Source organism: Pseudogulbenkiania sp. AW2-16 (genome assembly GCF_056824575.1).
In genome coordinates, this window is sequence record NZ_CP157668.1 from 3074675 (window position 1) to 3093806 (window position 19132).

Consider the following 19132-nt stretch of genomic DNA (forward strand, 5'->3'; position numbering starts at 1 on the left):
TGCCTCCCCGCTCCTCCCGTCCCGCCCTGCACTGACGGCGCCGTCGGCTCAGCTTGCGCGGGTGCTTTGCGGCGACTTGTCGGCGTTGCCCTTGGCCACTTCCTGATTGCGCAGGATGAAACGCTGCAGCTTGCCGCTGGGTGTTTTCGGCAGTTCGGCGACGAACTCGATTTCCCGTGGGTAGGCGTGGGCGGCCAGCCGTTGCCGAACGTGCAGTTGCAATTCGGTGGCAAGCTCGGGCGTGGCCGCGCAGGTGCCGCCCAGCACCACAAACGCCTTGATCAACTCGGTGCGCTCGGCATCGGGCTTGCCGATCACCGCCGCTTCGATCACGGCCGGGTGCTCGATCAGGGCGCTTTCCACGTCGAAAGGCCCGACGCGGTAGCCCGAGGTGGTGATCACGTCGTCGGCCCGGCCGACGAAACTGATGCTGCCATCCGGGTTGGCTTCGACGGTGTCACCGCTCAGGTAGTAGTTGCCGACGAAGGCCGATGTTGGCATGTCCCGATAACCGCCAAACCAGTACAGCGGCGACTGCGCGCGATCGATCGCCAGGATGCCGGGCTGGCCCGCCGGCAGCTCGCGCTGCTCCTGGTCCAGCACCACCACGCGGTAGCCGTGCATGGCGAACCCTGCCGATCCCGGGTGCACCTGATGGTTCAAGGCATGGTGGTTGCCCACCACCATGCCGAGTTCAGTCTGGCCGTAATGGTCGTGAATCGGTACACCCAGTGTCTCGTCAAACCAGCGGATCACCTCCGGGTTGAGCGGCTCCCCGGCGCTGCTCACCACCCGCAAGATGCCGCGCAATGGCCGGGCCGCGGCCTCTCCGCCTGCAATCAGCAGACGGTAAGCCGTCGGCGATCCCGCCAGGTTGGTGATGCCCCGTTTGCGGATAATGCGGCAAGTGCTCTCGACCGAGAAAGGGCCGTCGTAAAACGTGGTCGGCAAGCCCATGGCCAGCGGACCGGTCACGGCGTAGTAAAGCCCGTAAGCCCAGCCCGGGTCGGCCAAGTTCCAGAAGCGGTCCTGCCCCGTCAGCCCGATGGCGTCACGCATGTAGGTCACGAAAGCCACGATGGCCTTGAGCGGCACCTCGATCGGCTTGGCCAGACCGGTGGTGCCGGAGGTGAACATCAGCAGAAAGGGGTCGTCGCCACGTCGCAGCACCGGTTCAAACTCCGGCAATTGATTGAGCAATGCATTCCAGAAGTCGTTATCGCCTTGCTCACCCGCGCCGACCGTCAACACCAGGAGACCGCCCTCCAGCGTATCGAGCTTGGTGCGGTTGGCGCCATTGGTCACCACCACGCGGGCGCCGGAGGTGCCGACGCGGTGCTCGATGGCTTTCGGGCCGAAGGCGGTAAACAGCGGTTGGTAGACGGCGCCCAGCCGCCAGCTCCCGAGGACGGTGATCAGCAGTTCCACCGTGCGCGGCAACAGGCCGGCGACGGTATCGCCGGGCCGCACGCCCTGTGCCTGTAGCCAGTTGGCAAAGCGGGCCGAGTATTCCTTGAGCTGGGAAAAGGTGTAGCTGGCGCTGCTGCCGTCGCTGCCTTCGTAGTACAGAGCGATGCGCCCGGTCCCGGCATGCCGGTCACAACACTCGATGCAGGCGTTGATGGCCTCGAGATCGCCCGCCAACACCTGTCGAACGGTTTCCTGATAGTCAAACTGACTGACTGCGGCAGAGTAGTCCTGCATGATCCGTGTCCTTGCAAAAAAGCGTGCCCTACGCTCACGTCGAGAACGTGATCGCAGCTTGGGCAACGACGATGGCGGGGAGATAGGTCGAGCCGGACGGCTCGACCCAAAGTGGCGGCTGATCAGCCGGGAATCATGCGGAAGAATGGCGTGGCGGATAGAACATTACGGTCTCCTCTTTTTTATCCGGGCCCGTGGCGGCCCTCCCGATCTCTTTCCGGGGCGAGAGGGATGGCACGCCACCCTGCTCTCGCCTTGTGGAAATTAACGGGTAAATATCTGCGCCGTGGTGATCGCCATATCGCCGCCCGGCAGTTTAACGTTGCCGATTTTCTTCAGCGAATCCGCATCGAAAATGGCGACATCGTTGAAGGTCCCGGATAAATAAAGCTTGTTGCCGGCCTTGTTGATCGTCAAGCAATAATAGGAATGATCGAGTGAGGCGCTTTGCAGCAGCTTCTTTTCCTTGATGTCATATTTCGCCAGGCGATTGAGCACGCCGTACATCAGGTTGGAATCCTTGGGTGAGCGCGCCCCGGTGAAATACACCTCGGTAATCGGGGCGAAATCCACCAGCTCGGATTTGCCATTGGCAAGATTGATGTCGATAAAGCCGTAAACATTATCAGCCGTCTCTGGATTCATTTTCTCGTCCTTGAATCGCGCCGCCGTATACAGCAGATTGAACGTATGCTGAGGGCGTTGTTGCGGCCAGACGTACAGCACATCCGGCGGGCTATACAGCGGACGGGTCCAGTTACGCAGCGGGATGTTCACTTCGGTCTTGCCGTTGTGCGGGTCCATCTTGTAGACGTCGGCCCCCACCACGAACAGCGAGCCGTCGTCGGCCGCCTGCAGCATGGTGGTCTGGCGCGGCGCCGGGAAGCTGCGCTCCGGCTTGGCGTTCAGGCCAGCCGAGGTCGAATACACCTGCAGGCGTGGCGTCTCCACCACGTAGTTGTCGCGATTCATCCGGGTCGGGTTGACGATGCTGTAGAGTTCTTTGCCATCCGGGCTCAGTCCGATGGAAAAGATCGCCCGGGCGCGCTCCGCCGGCTGCTGTGACAGGGTGGCGTGGAACACCACGTTGCAGTTGTCGAGTTCCACCCCGTAGATATCGCCGTAGTGATTATTCAGCACGTAGGCGCGGGTTTTGTCGGGACTGATCTGGATGGTTCCCGGACCAAAGGCATCCGGCAGGCGGCAGCTTTTATACAGGCGGTCGTTTTCCGCATCGATGATGTGCAGGTTGTTCGGGTAATTGGTGACGGCGAGATACTCGTGGCCTTTTTGCAGCGCCAAGTCGCTGGCGGCCAGGGTTGGCTGCGCACAGGTGCCGAACGCCATGGCCAAGCCGGCCAGCTTGAAAATCGTTTTAACGGACATAGCAAATCCCTCTTGTTCAACGTGGCCGGTTACTTGTCTTTGGGGAATACGGTGCCCAGATGGCGCCAATCTTCGCTGGAATTGTTTGCCGCCTTGTTCCAGTCGGGATAGGTGCTCATCATGTCCGGCACTTGTGCCGGCCACCAGCAGGGATCGGAGCAGCCGTACAGGTCGGACTCCATCGGCTGGCACAGCGACGACACCCCGCCAAACACGTCCACTTCCCAGCCCGGGTCGGTGGTGGCGGTACAGCCGGCGATCGAACTCATCGCCACCACCTCTTCCAGGCGGTCTTCCGCCGCAGCCTGTTCCAGTTGTTGTGCCTTGTGATTGATCGGCTTCAAATGTTTCATCTCAGTGTGCCTTCCGCGGTGTGATGTAGCTGCTGATGAAGGCCGGATTGCCGGCCATGATGCGGCTGTAGATTTCGATGCCGAAATCCACCCAGTCGCGCATCAGTTCGCAGTAGTGGTAGGTCGGATGGGTCGGGTCGCCGTAGCGGGCGTAGCTCTCGTGGTAGCAACCGCCGGAACACAGGTTGCGGATGCGACAGCTCTCGCAGCCGGTGTTGCTGCGGTCCAGTCGCTGCGACAGAAAGTCGTTGAGGCGCGGCTGGTCCACCCCGGTATGCACGTTGCCGAAGGTGGGCAGGGTCGATCCGGTGAAGCGGTGGCACAGGTTCAATTCGCCCTTGTGATCCACTGCCAGCATCTTGAGCCCGGCGCCGCACGGCAAAGCCTTCTTGTGCCCCTCATGAATGTCGGTAATCAGCTGGTGCAGGTTGGAAAAGCCGATATTGCGGTGCTCGAGTGCGGCCTCCAGGTAGCGCCGACCGAGCGCCTTCATGTTGGCGAATACTTCGGCCAACTCGTCGGGGTTCAGGTTGAAGGTGTTGATGGCGCCGGACGTCACCGGCGCGAAACCCACTTCGGCAAAGCCGAGTTCGTTGAACAGGTGGTCCCAGATGCCTTCGACGTCGGTCACGCCGCTGGTGAGGGTCACGCGCGCGCCGACCGGCCGGCTGGTGTAGCGCGACAGCAGCATTTCCGCCTTGCGCCGTACCACGTCGTAGGTACCGGTTCCGCCCACGGTGAGACGGTTGCGATCATGAATTTTCTTCGGCCCGTCGATGCTGACCGACAGACCGAAGCGGTGCGCGTTGAGGTAGTCGACGATCTCTTCGGTGAGCAAGGTGGCGTTGGTGGTCATGACGAACTCCACCTGCTTGCCCAACTCGGCGAAGCGGGTTTCACAGTAATCCACCATGGTTTCGATCAGCTTGCGGTTGCTCAGCGGCTCGCCGCCGAAAAACACCACGGTATAGCGCGGCTCGTCCGGCGATTCCTGCAACAGCATCTCCACCGAGGCCTTGGCGGTTTCCACGTCCATGCGGCGGCCCGCCGACGGCGTGTCGAGATCTTCCTTGTAGCAGTAGGAACAACTCAGGTTGCAGCCGGTATTGACGTTCAACACCACTGTATTCAAGGCGGTGCGCTCGACCCGCTGCAGGGCGATCTCCGGCGTCAGCGGCGAGCCGTCGCTCACCACCTCGAGTGCCAGCAATTCCCGCAGCGTCTCGCTCACCTCCTCGCTGGCAAAGCGACCGGACAGGCGCTGCAGTAGCTCTTCGGTGGTACAACTACTAACGCGCAAGGCATCGACGATGCTGGCGGTCAGCTGGTCCGCGGCGAACAGCGAGCTGCTCGGGATGTGGAACAGCAGCCGCTCGGCATCGACCTGCACTTCATGCACGTTGCGTTCGACCAGGTTCAATAGGGTGCCCATGGCATCCTCCTCAATCCAATCCGAATGTATCGATTCCGAAGCCAGCCCCATGCTGGCTTCGCCTGGCATGGCTCAAGGGATGGGCGGGTTGTTCCAACGCTGCACCCCGACGATCATGTGGCCTTCGCCCTTCAGGGCGCGCCCGCTGTCGTCCACGGTGGCAATCACCTTGAGGTTGCCGGCGTTGTTGGTCGACATCTTGCGAGCCGGGTTGGGGCCGGCGTCACCCGGGGTGAAGATGCCGCTGTCGGCGTGCATCTTGCCGGCGTATTTCACGTCCTGATCTTCCTCGGCGCGCTCGTCGAACGGGGCCACCGACCACCTGGCCGGCATCACGCCGACCCGGAAGGGCTTGCCGGAAGCGTCCTGACTCCAGGCCTCGGCGTCGAAGCGCCCTTCCACCTTCGGCGTTGATCCGCCGTTGCCGCCGATACGGGATACCGAGAAGGCCGGCAGCACCTTGACTTCCTTGACCTGCTGGTAGACCGCCAGGCTGCCGCCCTTCAGCCTGCCGAGGCCGATGCTGCGCACGCCCACGGCGGCATCGGCGCTGGCCTTGACCTTGACGCGCACCTGCTCGGGGGTCTGCGACAGCACGGAGACGACCTGGATGCCGGGGCCGAAATCGGCCTTGCCCTGAAGGCCGGCGCCGACCAGGGTGAGCTCCGTCTCGCTGCCGGCTTTGACGAAATCGGGCTGGACCGCGAGCAGTTTGCCGCTGCCGGATTTGGCAGCACGGAAGTCGAGGCCGCGCTCGTCATGGGCCTCTTCGAACATGCGTCCCTGCATCTCGCCGTCCTTGGCCATCAGCACCTGGCGCATGGCGACGCCGCCGACCTTGACGCTGGCACGCCACTCGTAGCCGTTGTAAAGCAGCGCAGAGCCGTTGCCGCTGAAGGGCTGGCCGTTGGCATAGCGGCCTTGCACCGCCACCTTGAAGGTGTCCTTGCCGGCCGGGCTGACCGTCATGACGCCGAGCACGTCACCCTTGCTGGGCATGTGGCCGCTGAAGCTCCAGCGCCCCGCCAGGGCCGCCGGCTGCGGCTTGTGCCGTTGCCAGTCGGACCAGGCCTTGCTGTCCAGCGGGTACTCCTTGGCCAAAAGCGGCACCATCTCCTTGAGTGCGACCTGCAGCCAGTCGCGGTCGCGTGCCTGCGCCTGGTACTCGAGCGACGGCCATTGGCCCAGGTGGAAATGGACCAGGTGTTCCCATTCCTTCGCCGGGCGACGCTGCAGCGCCGGACGTGCGGCGGAGTGGCAGCGCGCGCACATCTGGTTGTACTGCTCGGAGCCGATGTGTTCGACCGTGTTGAGGCTGCGTTCCAGCGCGTAGCGGGCGGTTTCCGTCTCACTCGGCGCCAGCCCCTGCTTGTCGGCCAGATACTTGACCACGGTTCGGCGGTCTTCATCGCTGATGACCAGACCGTGCATGGTCTGCATGCGGGCGATGGTCATCAGCCAGCCTTCTGGGGTCTTGCGCTGATGACTGATACGGCTCCAGGAATTCTTTCCTTCGGCGGCATGGCAGGCGGCACAGCTCTGGCCGATGATGGTCTGGGCGTCGCGAGCATCCGCCGGGGCGGCGCAAAGCGCCAACGGTGCGGCGACACCCAGGATGTGCCAAGGCTTATAACGTCGGAACAAGTGGGTTAACAAGGTCGGACTCCTTTGTAGTATTTGATTTTGTAATCGCACACGCCATTCGATGAACGAATACGTCATGCCTGGAATGCGATTTAGCACATTCCGTGCCAAACATTAAATGCCCGGTCGGCTCCCGTTTCTCTGCAGTTAAAATCGGCTTTTGGATTCGATAAGGCGGGCGTAGTGTCTTGTTTTGCGATCGACACTGTTTCAAATTGAGATTTGTTGCTGCGCAACATTTGTTTCCCGCTTCTGGAACGTTTTCATTTTATGTCTCGCCCTTTCTCAAATCGAGACACTCTTGCTATTCATTGCACTTCATTGACAGGTTCAACTCCAATAAAAACTGCGGCTCAGCTTATTTAAATCGCTCTGGTATGGAAACTGCTTTGACGCCCTCACCCGTCACGCCACAACTGAGGATGCCAACAATGCAAGCTTCACTATCGTTACTGCCGCAAACCGTTACGTTTCTTGCGCGCAAGCCCAAGATGCTGATTGGCGATCACTGGCTGGATGCCGCCAGCGGCGCCACCATGCCGGTACGCAACCCGGCCAACGGAGAGGTGCTGTGTGATGTGCCCATGGCGGCCGAGCCTGACGTCGATCTGGCCGTCAGCGCCGCGCGCCGTGCCTTCGACGATTCGGCCTGGAGCCGGATGCGTCCGCGCGAGCGCCAGAACCTGCTGTGGCGCCTCGCCGACTTGCTCGAACGCGATGCCGACATGCTGGCAGAACTGGAATGCGTGAATAATGGCAAGAGCGCGCAAGTGGCCCGCATCATGGACGTCCAACTGAGCATCGATTTTCTGCGCTATATGGCGGGCTGGGCGACCAAGATCGAAGGCTCGACGGTCGACGTCTCGATTCCGCTGATGCCGGACAGCCATTTCCACAGCTTTGTACGGCGCGAGGCGGTCGGCGTGGTCGGCGCCATCGTGGCGTGGAACTTCCCCTTGCTGCTGGCCTGCTGGAAGCTGGGTCCCGCACTGGCCACAGGCTGCAGCGTGGTGCTCAAGCCGGCTGACGAAACGCCGCTGTCCGCACTCAAGCTGGGTGAGCTGGTACTGGAAGCGGGCTACCCGGCGGGTGTGTTCAACGTTGTTACCGGTACCGGTGTGACCGCCGGTGCGGCGCTGTCGCACCACCCGGAGGTGGACAAGCTCACCTTCACCGGCTCGACCGAGGTCGGCAAGCTGATCGGCAAGGCGGCCATGGAGTCGATGACGCGCGTCACGCTCGAACTGGGCGGCAAGTCGCCGACCATCGTGCTGGACGACGCCGATCCGCATGTGGCGGCAGCGGGCGCGGCCACGGCGATCTTCTTCAACCACGGCCAGGTGTGCTGCGCTGGTTCGCGCCTCTACGTGCACCGCAAGCATTTCGATAATGTGGTCGGGGAAATTGCCTCCATCGCCAACGGCATGAAGCTCGGCAATGGTCTGGACCCGAGCGTGCAGATGGGGCCGTTGATCTCGGCCAAGCAGCAGCAGCGCGTATTCGGCTACATCGAGCGCGGCCGCGAACTCGGTGCCCATATCGCCTGCGGTGGCGAACAATTCGGTCCGGGCTATTTCGTCAAACCGACGGTGCTGGTGGACGTGGCGCAGAAAGGCCCACTGGTGCAGGAGGAAATCTTCGGCCCGGTGCTGGTGGCGATGCCGTTCGACGATATCGACGAGGTCGTCCGCCTCGCCAACGACAGCCGCTATGGCCTGGGCGCCAGCATCTGGACCAACAACCTGTCGGCGGCGCACCGCATGATTCCGCGCATCAAGTCGGGTTCGGTCTGGGTGAACTGCCACAGCGCGCTCGATCCGGCCATGCCGTTTGGCGGTTACAAGCTGTCCGGAGTCGGGCGTGAGATGGGGACCGCCGCCATCGAGCACTACACCGAGGTGAAGTCGGTGGTGATGAATATCTAAGTGAGTCGATACTGGCGCCCGAGGGCGCCAGTTTTTTCAGGCCGGCCTGTAGCCCTGCGCCAACAGCCAGCCGCGCAGCATGTGGCGCTGCTCCGGCGCCAGGGCAGTCAATACGTCGGTGCCGGGGCCCTGCTGCAGCGCCTGCACGATCGGCGCCAACTCCACCCCTTGCAGATGCCAGATGCCGAGCGGCTGGTCGGGGCTGACCACCACGTCGGCTTCATCGATCACATCACCGTTGATCACCGGCGCCTTTTCTACCCGCAATTGTTCGAAGCCTGACGCCACATGGATTGGCTGCTGGTCGGGCCAGGCACGGCGTGCCTGCCAGAACGGCCGCTCGGCCCAGCGCTGTTCCATGGCGTAGAAGTCGCGGCCGATCCTGGCGAAGCGGTGGAATAGATGCTCGATGCGGCGTTGATGGAAGCGTTGTGCCAGTTGGGTGCGATCCGGCCGGGTCAGCAGGGTATGGATCACCGCCGGCGCTTGCAAGGCGGAAGACAGCGACTGGAAGATGCCGTTGCCGGAGAGAGGATCTACCGCCATGGCGGCATCGCCGACCCGCAGCCAGTTGCCCCCGGAGGTTTCCAGACACAGGGTCGCCGTGCTGGTACGGGCATGCACGGCGGCCTCCTGCCGCGCCGGCTCCCCGAAGAAGTCGAGGACCAGCGCCGAGGCACGCCGGGCGGCACAGAACCCGGCCAGCTGGTCTTTCCCCGGCAGAGCGGTACTGGCCACGTCCAGCATCAGCTGCCAGTAGCAGCGACCGTCCGCCAGCCTAGCCATCCAGACCCAGCCATCCTCCATGCTTTCCACCGCCGAGCCATGCGGCCCGGGGGCGCCTTGCCAGGTGTTGAGCAAACCCAGGGTTTCAGGACCGCGCAGACCTTTGCCGGACAGCGGTGCCAGCCGGCCACGCGCTTCCACCAGAAAATTGGCGGCGATTACGCTGGCCCCGTCGGGGCCGTCCAATTGAACTTGATGGCCTTGTGCGTTAGAGACCAGCGTACGCACTTTGGCCTCGATCACCGCGATGCCTGCTGCCTGCAGGTCTAGCCTCAGGGCGTGGTCGAATGCGCGGCGGTCGAGCAGGAATTCGGTGTTGAGGGTTTGCCGGGTGCCGTTCCAGTACACCTCGCGCGCCGACGGCGCCGCCGCGCTGTCGGCCGCCCGTCGCAGGCCGGCATGGTGCAGGCCGTCCAGCACCCGCTGGGACACCCCCTCCACCGCATCGAAGCGGCGCCAGTCGCTGACCACGCTGACGCGATAACCGAGCCGGTTGAGCCCGAGGGCGACGGCGGCACCGGCTGGACCGGTGCCAAGTACCAGAATATGTGCTGAAGTCATGATGGATGCCTGCGTTGTTCAATGCCGATGAAACTGGCCTCGCGCTGCAAATGGTCAAGCAGTTGTTGGCGTGTGGCATCGGGATGAAGCAAGAAATAGGCGGCGATCAGCCCGCTCATCGCCGCCGTGGCGATGCTGGCCCCGGCCATCCCACCCTCGCCGCTTGCGACCACGGTGCCGAAGTCAGCCTGCGGACTGGCGAGCCAGGACCATTGCCCGGCACGGCAGCGGGCATCGCCGGTGATGCGCAACACGCCCGGGTAGCTCGCCGGGTAGACCGGTTCGCCTTGGGCCGGGCTTGAGGCACACAGCACGATACCGGCCGCGAGGGCCTGCTCGCAGGCGGCACGCAGCAGGGGGCGGTCCTGCCGGATGCCCAGGCTGAGGTTGAGCACCTTGACCTCTTGCTCGATCAGCCAATGCAGGGCTGCCGCGATCTGCAGCGGGGTGGTGGTCCAGCGCTCGTGGAAGACCTGGGCCACGCAGAACTGCGCCGCCGGGGCCTGTCGTGCCGCCATGTCGAGCACCGCGCCGCCGTGCCCCAGCCGGTCGGGCTGGGCTTCCCCGTGCCGCAGGTCTTCTTGCTCGAGCCAAAAACCGCGCGCCGCCAGCACCCGGCTCGCCTGCTCGTGGCGGCAGCCGCTGTCGACGATGCCGATGCGCAGTTCAGTGCCCATCGCTCACGTACGCCTCCTGGCGTAGCAACAGTTGTCCGTCGATCAGCTCGAAGCGCAGATCGGCCTGCGCCAGCGTCGACGCGCGGTGGCTGATCAGGATGCGGGTGCGCTGGCTGAACAGCTCGTCGATCTCGGCGATGACTTCGCGCTCGGTGGCCTCGTCCACCGCCGAGGTGGCTTCGTCGAGCACCAGGATCAACGGGTCCTGCAGCAAGGCGCGGGCAATGGCGATGCGCTGCTTCTGGCCGCCTGAGAGCTGTTGCCCGCGTTCGCCGACGTGGCTGTCGAGACCGTTCGGCATGGACTGGATCAGGCCGTCGAGACGAGCCTGCCGTGCCACGGTTTCGATCTGTTCGCGGCTGGCGTGCGGTGCGCTGTAGCGGATGTTGTCGGCCAGGCTGCCACGAAACAGCACGATGTCCTGGCTCACGACGGCGATGCGGCGACGCAGGGTAAACAGGTCCAGTTCGCGCAGATCGACCCCTTCGAAGCGGATGCTCCCTTGCTGGGGGTCGTAGAAGCGTTGCAACAGGTCGATCAGGGTCGATTTTCCGACCCCGGATGCACCGCTGATGGCCACCTTGCGCCCTGCCGGTATCTGCGCCGACACGCCACGCAGCACCCCCTGCTGGCGCTCGCCATGAGCGAACCAGACGTTATCTAGTACCAGTTCGCCGCCGCTGCTCGACGGCTCTCGCGGATGTTCTGGCTGATGGATGCTGACCGGCTCGTTCTGCAACTCCATGACCCGGCCCAGGCTCACGGTCATGCGTTGCAGTGCGACGTAGAGCCCCAGCAGGCTTTGCACCGGCCCGACCGCCATGCCAAGGTAGGTGGAAAAGGCGATCAGCGAACCCAGTTGCCAGCTGCCGTTGACGACCCAGTAACCACCGATGAGGAAGGCGCAGGCACGCGACAGCGAGGTCAGCGTGCCGGGGACGGCCTGGGTGAAGAATTCGGTCACCTGCAGCTTGAGCAGGCGCTGCATATAGCCCTCGCCGAGGTGATCGAGGCGATGCAGTTCGGCGGTTTGCTGTCCGGCGGACTGGATGAACTTCATCGCGGGTAGCGTTTCGACCAGAAAGGAAGACATGTCGGCCGAGCTTTCGCGCAGCTGGCGCGCATCGCGCTCTACTTTCTGGCGCATCCAGCGCAGCCACAGCACTTCGAGCGGGATCAGCACCACCACCAGCAGCGACAGTTTCCACGACAGCGCCAGCAGCAAGGCGATGGCGCCGATCAGGCCGATCACGCTGGAGACGGCGGAAAACAGCGAGTCCAGCGCAAAGCGCTGAATTTCGGCCACGTCGCCATCGAGCCTGGAAAGCAGGTCGCCGATGCGCCGCCGACCGTAGAAGGCTGGGGAGAGTTGCTGCAGATGACCGTACAGGGCGCCACGCAGGGAAAACAGGATGCGCCCGGACAGACGGGTGTGCAGGTAGCGGTTGACGCCGCTGAGCAGGGTGCTGGCAATGCCGACCACGATCATGGCGAGCGCGATGGTGAGCAATAGCGGGTAGTCTTTGCCGAGCAGCCCCCTGTCGATCAGCATCTTGGTGAGCCAGGGCTGGGCCAGCACCAGCAAGGAGGCTCCCAGCGACAGTCCGAGCAGTCCGCCGATGGCTAGACGATGCGGACGCACAAAGCCGTACAGCCAGTCCATCGACTGTTCGAACAGGGCCGGGTTGTTTGTTTTGGCGAGCTTGAGGAAAAACCTGAACATAGGGGTTCCGCGCGGCGGCTGCCGGGTCAAGATGTGCTCTGCGTGGCAGGGAACACGGGGGACGTTACCACTGCAGCTGCTTCAGCTTGCGGTAGAGGGTGGCACGGCTGATGCCCAGCGCCTGGGCCGCAGCCGAAACGTTGCCCTGATGGCTGTCGAGGGTGCTGCGGATCAGCTCCAGTTCCTGGTCGCGGATCAGCCCGCCGGAAGGCCGCGTACTGGCGTGCAACTCCTCGAGGAAATGGTCGCTCAGGTGTTCGGGGTTCAACTCGGTTTCGTCGCCTTCGCGCATCGCCAGCGCCGCGCGCAGCACCATTTCCAGCTGGCGGATATTGCCCGGCCAGGGGTAATGGGCAAAGAGCTCGGCCAGTTCGTGGCTGACCGTGACATGCCCTGCCCCCAGCTTGTCGAGCAGAGTGTCAATCAGTTGGCCGAGATCCTCGCGCTCGCGCAGCGACGGCAGGCCGACGCTCACCCCGTTGATGCGGTAGTAGAGGTCTTCGCGAAACATCTTGTCGCGCACCATGGCCTTGAGGTCGCGGTGGGTGGCACAGATTACCGCGACGTCGATGTTCTGCTCTTCGCCGGCCCCCAGCGGCGCCACCTTGCGCTCTTGCAGCACGCGCAACAGGCGCGCCTGCAGGTGGAGCGGCATGTCGCCGATTTCGTCGAGGAACAGCGTGCCGCCGTTGGCCTGCATCAGGCGCCCGACCACGCCGCCCTTGCGTGCGCCGGTAAAGGCGCCGTCGCGGTAGCCGAACAGCTCCGATTCGATCAGTCCTTCGGGAATGGAGGCGCAATTCACCGCGATGAACGGTTTGCCGGCGCGAGCGCTGGCTTCGTGCAGGGCGCGGGCGACGACCTCCTTGCCGGTGCCGGTTTCGCCGAGCAACAGCACGGGGAGATCGTTGTTCAAACCTTGCCGCGCCATTCTCAGGGCTCGCCCGAAACGGCTCTGGCCATCCGCCAACTCGTCCAGGGTGCAGGGTCTGGGCTGTGGTTTGGCCGTCGTGGTCGCCGACACGATGGTCGGCGGGTGCGGCAGTTGCAAGGCCTTGAAGTAGAACTCGCCATGCGCCAGCGGGACTTTGGCGGTGCCGTCATGCACGATGCGCGAGATCAGCGTGTTGCCGCGCACGCCCAGCGCCTCTTCGCAACGCTGGCCGACCATCTTGTCGCGCGGCAGCTGCAGCAGGTCGCAGGCTTGCTGGTTGGCGGCCAGGATGTCGCCTTCCACGCTCACCGCCAGCACGCCGTGCCAGGCCGAGCCGAGATATTGCTGGCGCGGATGAAATACCAGCACCAGATGCTCCGGGAAAAAGGCGCCGAACAGGCGGCTTTCGATCTGGCTGGCGGCGATCATCAGCATGCCGAGGCTGTCCTGCGGCTGGGCCAGGGTGCCCTCGCGCGTCAGGTCGAGCACGCCGATGGCGTCGCCGTGCGGGTTCTTGATCGGTACCGAGGAACAGGAGAAACGGCTCAGGCATTCGAGGTAATGCTCGCCGCTATTGATCAGGATCGGCCGGCTCTCGATCAGCGCCGTGCCGAGGGCATTGGTGCCGCGCAGCGATTCGCTCCAACATGCCCCGGGGGTGATGTCCTGGATGCCGAGGGTACGGAGGTAATCGGTGCGCCCTTCCACCGCGAGCATGTTGGCGTTGGCATCGCCCAGGATGACCAGGCCTTCGTTGCCGTAACGTTCGGCCAGGAACTCCATTTCCGGGGTGGCGGCGTCGAGCAGCATGCGGTTGGCCGCCAGCAGCATGTCCAGATCGTTGACGACCTGCAGGCTGACCAGTTTGCTGTCGATGCAATCCAGTCCGTGGCTGAAGCTGCGGCGCCAGGAGGCTTCGATTTCCTGGCGCAACAGGCCTTGGGGAAGTTGTCCCTCCACACGCAGCTTCTCCCTGAGCAGGTGGGCGGCCTGCAAGGGATCCGGAGTGGCTGGTGTCAAAGGAAAGAAGTGGCTCATAGACCTCCCGGCAGAGACTTGGCGCCGCCGCGGTCGAGACAGCGCTCGGCCCAAGCTGGAAGTCAGTAACTTGTCACATTATCGACCAAAAATCCACACATTAGCAGGCGGGGTTCGGCGCAGCGCAGGGTTGGCCGAAGCCTGCCCCCTGCCCTGGCGCGCCGGCTTTCCGGGGAGCCTTGCCTTTACTTCGTCGCCTCGCTCTCCCAGCCGCCGCCCAGTGCCAGGAACAGGTTGACCTGGTCGACGGCAAGCTGGCTCTCCGCGCTGGCCAGCGAGGCTTCGGTGTTGGCGAGGGTGCGCTCGGCGTCGAGGCTCGACAGGTAGGGTACGCGCCCGGCCTGGTAGAGGCGGCGGTTCTGCTCGGCGGCTTCGCGGGCTTCGTCGCGTGCCGTCTGCAGGTCGGCCTGGCGCTGCAGGTTGCGCGAGTAGAAGCTCAGCGCGGTTTCGGTCTCGCGCAGGGCGTTGAGCACGACGCCATCGAAGCGCGCCAGCGCGGCTTCGGCGTCGGTCTTGGCGATCTTGACCCGGGCGCGGGCGCCGCTGTCGGGTATCGTCCAGCTGATCAGCGGGCCGAGGCCGAAGCGTTCGGTGCGCCCTTCCCCGAGGTGTTCGAGGATGCCGCTATACCCTGCCGAGGCGCCGATGATGATGCTGGGGTAGAGCGCGGCGGTGGCTACCCCGATGCGGGCGGTGGCGGCGGCGAGCTGGCGCTCGGCCTCGCGCACGTCGGGGCGGCGCTTGAGCAGCGCGGCGCCGTCGCCGACCGGGATGCGTTGCTCGATGCGCGGCTCGGTCTGGCAGTCGATCCGGGCGTCTTGCAGCTGTTGCGGAGTTTTGCCGACCATCACCGCCAGCCGGTAGCGGGCGGCGTCTTTCTCGGCCTGGAAGCGCGGCAGCGTGGCGCGCAGCGTATCGGCCTGGGAGCGTGCGCGCAGCACGTCGGTGATGCGGCCACGCCCGGCGTCGGCGAGGCGGCGGGCGACGTCGACGCTGCGGTTCTGCAGGTCCAGCACATGCTGTGCGACCGCCAGTTCGTGCCCCGCCGAGCACATCTGCACATAGGAACGCACGGTTTCCGCCGCCACCGAGACGCGCACCAGGTCGAGCGCCGCTTCGCTGGCCTCGGCGCTGGCGTGGGCGGACTCTTCGGCGCGCGCCAGCTTGCCGAACAGGTCGATCTGGTAGGCGATCTGGATGCCCGCGTCGCCCTCGTTCAACACCGGCAGCTTTTCCTCGACCAGGAAGGCTTCGCCAGCCTCCCGTGCGCGCTTGGCGGCCAGCGTCACGCCGGCGTGCGGGCCGCGCTCGGCGTCGACCTCGGTCACCACCGCCATCGCCCGGCGCAGGTTGGCCGAAGCGATGCGGATGCTGGTATTGGCTTCGAGCGCCTCGCTCACCAGCTGGTCCAGCGCCGGGTCGCGGTAGAGCCGCCACCAGCCGGCGGGGACCGGGTCGAGCGATACCCCGGCGCCGTTGCCGCCGATGAAGGCACCGTTGGCCGAGGGCGCGCGCACCATGGCGTTATCCGGCACGCGATAATCCGGGCCGACCGTGGTGCAGGCCGTCAGCCCGCCCAGCAGGGCGAGCGACACGAGAACGGAGAGGCGTTTCACGAGCGGGCCTCCCCGTGCTTGGCGGCGGGTTTGGCCAGCGTGGTGACCGTCTGTACCGATACCGTGGCGGTGCGTCCGGCAATCAGGCGGAAGTCGTCGGGCACCTCGTCCAGCGCGATGCGCACCGGCACCCGCTGTGCCAGACGCACCCAGTTGAAGGTGGGGTTCACGTTGGGCAGCAAGGTGGCGCCATTGCTGCGGTCGCGGTCCTCGATGCCGGCGGCGATGCTTTGCACGTGGCCGCGCAGGGTGTGCGCATCGCCCATGATCTGGATGTCGACCGGCTGGCCGATGTGCACGTTGTTGAGCTTGGTTTCCTCGAAGTAGCCGTCGACGTGGAAGGAATGGGCATCGACGATGGAGAGCACCGGGCGTCCGGTGGTGACGTAATCGCCCAGGCGCGGCGTGCGGTCGTTCAGGTAGCCGTCCACCGGGCTTTTCACCTCGGTGCGTTCCAGGTTGATGCGGGCGACGTCGAGCGCGGCTTCGGCGGCGGCCAGGGTGGCTTCGCCCTGCTGCACCTTGGCCTCGCTTTCCTCCAGGTTTTCCTTGGCCACCAGGTCGGCCAGGGCGCGGCTGCGGACGGTCTCGCGACGGGCTTGCGCCAGCGTGGCACGTTGCGCCGCCACCGCCGCCATGGCCTGCTTCAGCGCCAGCTCGTAGCGGGCGCGGTCGATCACGAACAGCACTTGGCCGCGCTTCACCAGCTGGTTATCGCGCACCGATACGGTGGTGATCAGCCCGGAGACGTCCGGGGCGATCTGGACCACGTCGGCGCGGATATGGCCATCCCGGGTCCACGGCGCGTTGCTGTAGTAATCCCACAGGTGCCAGCCGACCACGGCGGCGATGACGACGACAGTCAGGGTCAGGATCACCGACCCTGCGTTTCGAATGTTTTTTTTCATGGGTGCAATCCGCGAGTCAAGGCAACCGTGCCGCCGAGCACGATCACGTAAAGGGCAAAATTGAACAGCGAGCGGTGCCAGACGAGCTTGTAGACGCCCAGCCGCATCAGAACAAAGCGCAGGCAGCCGGTGACGGCCAGGGCGCCGAGCATCAGCACCAGCAGGCTGGGGATGAACACGCCGTAGAGATCGATTTCGCCAATCATGGGGTTTCTCCTGCGGAGGGGGCCGTGGCGGGGGCTCCGGTCAGCGCGACAAAGCGGGCGGCATCGGGAAACAGCGTGATGCGCAATTCCACCAGGGCGTTCTGGGCTTCCCGCGCCGCCCTGCCCAGCTCCGCCTTGGTGAGGCTCAAGGCCCGGTCGATGTCCTCGCGCAGCGAAGCGGGAGGCTGACGCTGGCCATGGTGGCCGACGCATTCCCGGTAGTGCCCGGCGACGGACTGGAGCACGCGGTCGATCGCCACGTGCGCTGTCTCTGGCAGGCGGTGTTCATCGCGTTGCAGGTCCAGGGTGCTGAACCCTACCCGCAACTCGCCGAAGCCGGTATCGCCGTGGTCATCGTCGCTGGCGGCCGGGCGCGGCACCAGCAGGCCCAGGCGGTCCAGCATGTGCGACGTGAGGTTGGCGTAATCGCCGCGGTGGCTGCCTGCAGCGGTCTCGGCCAGGTCTTTCCAGCTGGCGCGCAGCAGGCGGCGCATCGCCAGCTCGGCGCCAAACGGCCGCGTGAGCAGGGTCCAGCACAAGGCGAACAGCACCCCGCACACCCCGGCCACGCTGCTGTTGAAGAAGGCGGTGAAGTCCGCATCGTAGGCACCTTGCAGGCCGAGGAACGAAGCGGTGTTGACCGTCAGCAGCATGGCGGCCATGGTGAAGCGCGGGTGCGATGCCAGGGTGCCGATGGCGAGGAACGGGATGGCCAGCATCAGCGCCAGGGTTTCGAACTCGTGCGCGGCCGGGATGATCAGGAATAGCAGCACGGCGGTGAGCGGGATACTGACCGCGGCCCAGGTGAAGAAGGTGCGGATCAGCGGCGCCGGCTCGTCCTGTGCGGCGAAGAAGCAGCTCGAGACGGCGCCCAGGATCACCGCGCTGGCGCCGTCGTTCCAGCCCATGCCGATCCACAGCAGGCAGGAGAGGAAGATCGCCAGCGAGGCCGATGCCGCCGCGAACAGGATCATGCCATGGTCGTAATGGCGCGCCTTGCCGCCGAGTTCCCAGCGCCGGTACGCCGGTTTCCACGCGGTATCGGCCTCGCCCCGGGCGATCATGTCGCGCAGGTCGAGGCAGTCCTGCCACAGCCGGATCAGCGATTGCAGGCGCGTGACGGCGTGCGCGATCAAGAGATCGTTCCATTCCGCGTCCGGGCCGCTACGGCGCGCATCGGCAAGCTGGCGCTGAAAACGTGCCGCCTCGTCGCGGCCCCTGGCCCCGGGCGACGAGAGTATCCAGCGGGCGATGGCTTCCATCAGGCCGGTCAACGGGGCGGGAACGTCCTGCTCCAGCTTGCGTGCGGCGTCGAGCGTCGCCGTGAGCGAGGACAGGATGGGCAGCAGCATGCTCATGCGGCTTTGCAGTTCGCGCGTGGTGTGCACCATGTCCGCGTTGGCGGCATCGTAGGCCAGGTGGGTGATGTACTGGTCCAGGGACAGGATGTCGGCGGCCGGGCGGTGGCGGGTCGCCGGGTGGCTGCTGGCGAAGGCCGGCGACAGGGCTTCCGCCGCCCAGGCGCCGGCGTCCTTGAACCAGGCGCCGATGCGGGCTTCGAGCACCGGCGCCACCTTGCTGGGAAACACGATGGAGGCGACCACGCTGGCACAGACGATACCGAGCACGATTTCCTCGCTGCGCGCCAGGGCAATGTCGAACACCGCCTCGGGCTGGGACACGGCGGGCAGCGCGATCATCGGCAAGGTGTACGCCGAGAGCATGAATAGGTAGTTGCGCGGTGTGCGGTCGCGCAGCGACAGGCACAGCAGCGTGCCGGTCCAGAGCGAAATGACCAGGCTCAGCATGATCGGCTCATTGACGAAGCGGGGCACGAAGAGAATGGCAGCGGCACCGCCGATCAGGGTGCCGATGACCCGGTAAAGCCCTTTCGAGCGGGTGGCGCCAATCAGCGGATGCGACACGATGTACACCGTGGACATCGCCCAGTAAGGGCGTGGCAGCCCAAGGGCCATGCCGATGTACAGGGCCAGTATCGCGGCGAGAAAGGTCTTGGCCGAAAACAGCCAATCGCGCCAGCTGGGGAGAGTCATCATGTGGTGTCGTTGTTAGCCGCCCCATCCGACGCAGGCGATGGGTTGTGGGAGGAAAAATGACGCATACCCCTCAGCACGCATGGGGTTTCAAACCTGCGAGGGCTCCCGGCCATGCCTGGGTCTTGGCTTTGGTTATAGCAAAGCGGCCGGGCCGGAAGTCTAAAAAGCCCCGGGGTTCCGGG

General features: G+C 64.9%; 14 protein-coding genes. 1 reads left to right on the plus strand and 13 read right to left on the minus strand.

The features are described 5' to 3' along the window. Positions 1-48: 48 nt before the first annotated feature. The 5 genes from ABKF58_RS15040 to peaA all read right to left on the minus strand — a co-directional run bounded on the left by ABKF58_RS15040 (position 49) and on the right by peaA (position 6531). Entirely contained in the window at positions 49-1704 is a 1656-nt protein-coding gene (locus tag ABKF58_RS15040) for an AMP-binding protein (protein WP_482581651.1), read from the minus strand. A 264-nt stretch (positions 1705-1968) separates the two neighbouring features. After that, positions 1969-3051 (minus strand): quinohemoprotein amine dehydrogenase subunit beta, encoded by a 1083-nt coding sequence (gene peaD, locus ABKF58_RS15045; protein ID WP_482581652.1) that lies wholly within the window; start codon positions 3049-3051, stop codon positions 1969-1971. A gap of 68 nt (positions 3052-3119) precedes the next feature. Continuing rightward, complete coding sequence (qhpC, locus tag ABKF58_RS15050) at positions 3120-3443, minus strand: quinohemoprotein amine dehydrogenase subunit gamma (protein WP_014087284.1); 324 nt, start codon at positions 3441-3443, stop codon at positions 3120-3122. A gap of 1 nt (position 3444) precedes the next feature. Continuing rightward, complete coding sequence (gene peaB, locus ABKF58_RS15055; protein WP_482581654.1) at positions 3445-4875, minus strand: quinohemoprotein amine dehydrogenase maturation protein; 1431 nt, start codon at positions 4873-4875, stop codon at positions 3445-3447. A 72-nt stretch (positions 4876-4947) separates the two neighbouring features. After that, on the minus strand, positions 4948-6531 hold the full coding sequence (gene peaA, locus ABKF58_RS15060; protein ID WP_482581655.1) for a quinohemoprotein amine dehydrogenase subunit alpha: 1584 nt from the start codon (positions 6529-6531) through the stop codon (positions 4948-4950). A gap of 419 nt (positions 6532-6950) precedes the next feature. Here peaA and ABKF58_RS15065 point away from each other — a divergent pair, with 419 nt between their 5' ends. After that, on the plus strand, positions 6951-8444 hold the full coding sequence (locus tag ABKF58_RS15065) for an aldehyde dehydrogenase family protein (RefSeq protein WP_482581657.1): 1494 nt from the start codon (positions 6951-6953) through the stop codon (positions 8442-8444). A 36-nt stretch (positions 8445-8480) separates the two neighbouring features. Here ABKF58_RS15065 and qhpG read toward each other — a convergent pair whose 3' ends face one another. The 8 genes from qhpG to ABKF58_RS15105 form a co-directional block, all read right to left on the minus strand. Next, positions 8481-9791 carry a flavin-dependent monooxygenase QhpG gene (qhpG, locus tag ABKF58_RS15070; RefSeq protein WP_482581658.1) on the minus strand — a complete coding sequence of 437 codons (1311 nt, stop codon included), beginning with the start codon at positions 9789-9791 and terminating at the stop codon, positions 8481-8483. Further along, positions 9788-10468 (minus strand): subtilisin-like serine protease QhpE, encoded by a 681-nt coding sequence (qhpE, locus tag ABKF58_RS15075; protein WP_482581660.1) that lies wholly within the window; start codon positions 10466-10468, stop codon positions 9788-9790. The genes qhpG and qhpE overlap by 4 nt, the downstream gene beginning before the upstream one ends. Then, positions 10458-12191, minus strand: coding sequence for an ABC transporter ATP-binding protein (locus ABKF58_RS15080; protein ID WP_482581661.1), 1734 nt, complete (start codon positions 12189-12191; stop codon positions 10458-10460). Before ABKF58_RS15080 ends, qhpE begins: the two co-directional genes overlap by 11 nt. A 64-nt stretch (positions 12192-12255) precedes the next feature. Beyond that, positions 12256-14163, minus strand: a complete 1908-nt coding sequence (locus ABKF58_RS15085; RefSeq protein ID WP_482581663.1) for a sigma-54-dependent Fis family transcriptional regulator — start codon at positions 14161-14163, stop codon at positions 12256-12258. A gap of 185 nt (positions 14164-14348) precedes the next feature. Further along, positions 14349-15779, minus strand: coding sequence for an efflux transporter outer membrane subunit (locus ABKF58_RS15090; RefSeq protein WP_482581665.1), 1431 nt, complete (start codon positions 15777-15779; stop codon positions 14349-14351). Beyond that, a complete protein-coding gene (locus ABKF58_RS15095; RefSeq protein ID WP_482581667.1) occupies positions 15776-16687 on the minus strand; it encodes an efflux RND transporter periplasmic adaptor subunit in 912 nt (303 codons plus the stop codon). The genes ABKF58_RS15090 and ABKF58_RS15095 overlap by 4 nt, the downstream gene beginning before the upstream one ends. Beyond that, positions 16684-16893, minus strand: a complete 210-nt coding sequence (locus ABKF58_RS15100; protein WP_008952596.1) for a DUF1656 domain-containing protein — start codon at positions 16891-16893, stop codon at positions 16684-16686. The genes ABKF58_RS15095 and ABKF58_RS15100 overlap by 4 nt, the downstream gene beginning before the upstream one ends. Beyond that, entirely contained in the window at positions 16890-18950 is a 2061-nt protein-coding gene (locus ABKF58_RS15105; RefSeq protein WP_482581669.1) for an FUSC family protein, read from the minus strand. Before ABKF58_RS15105 ends, ABKF58_RS15100 begins: the two co-directional genes overlap by 4 nt. Between the last annotated feature and the right edge of the window lie 182 nt (positions 18951-19132).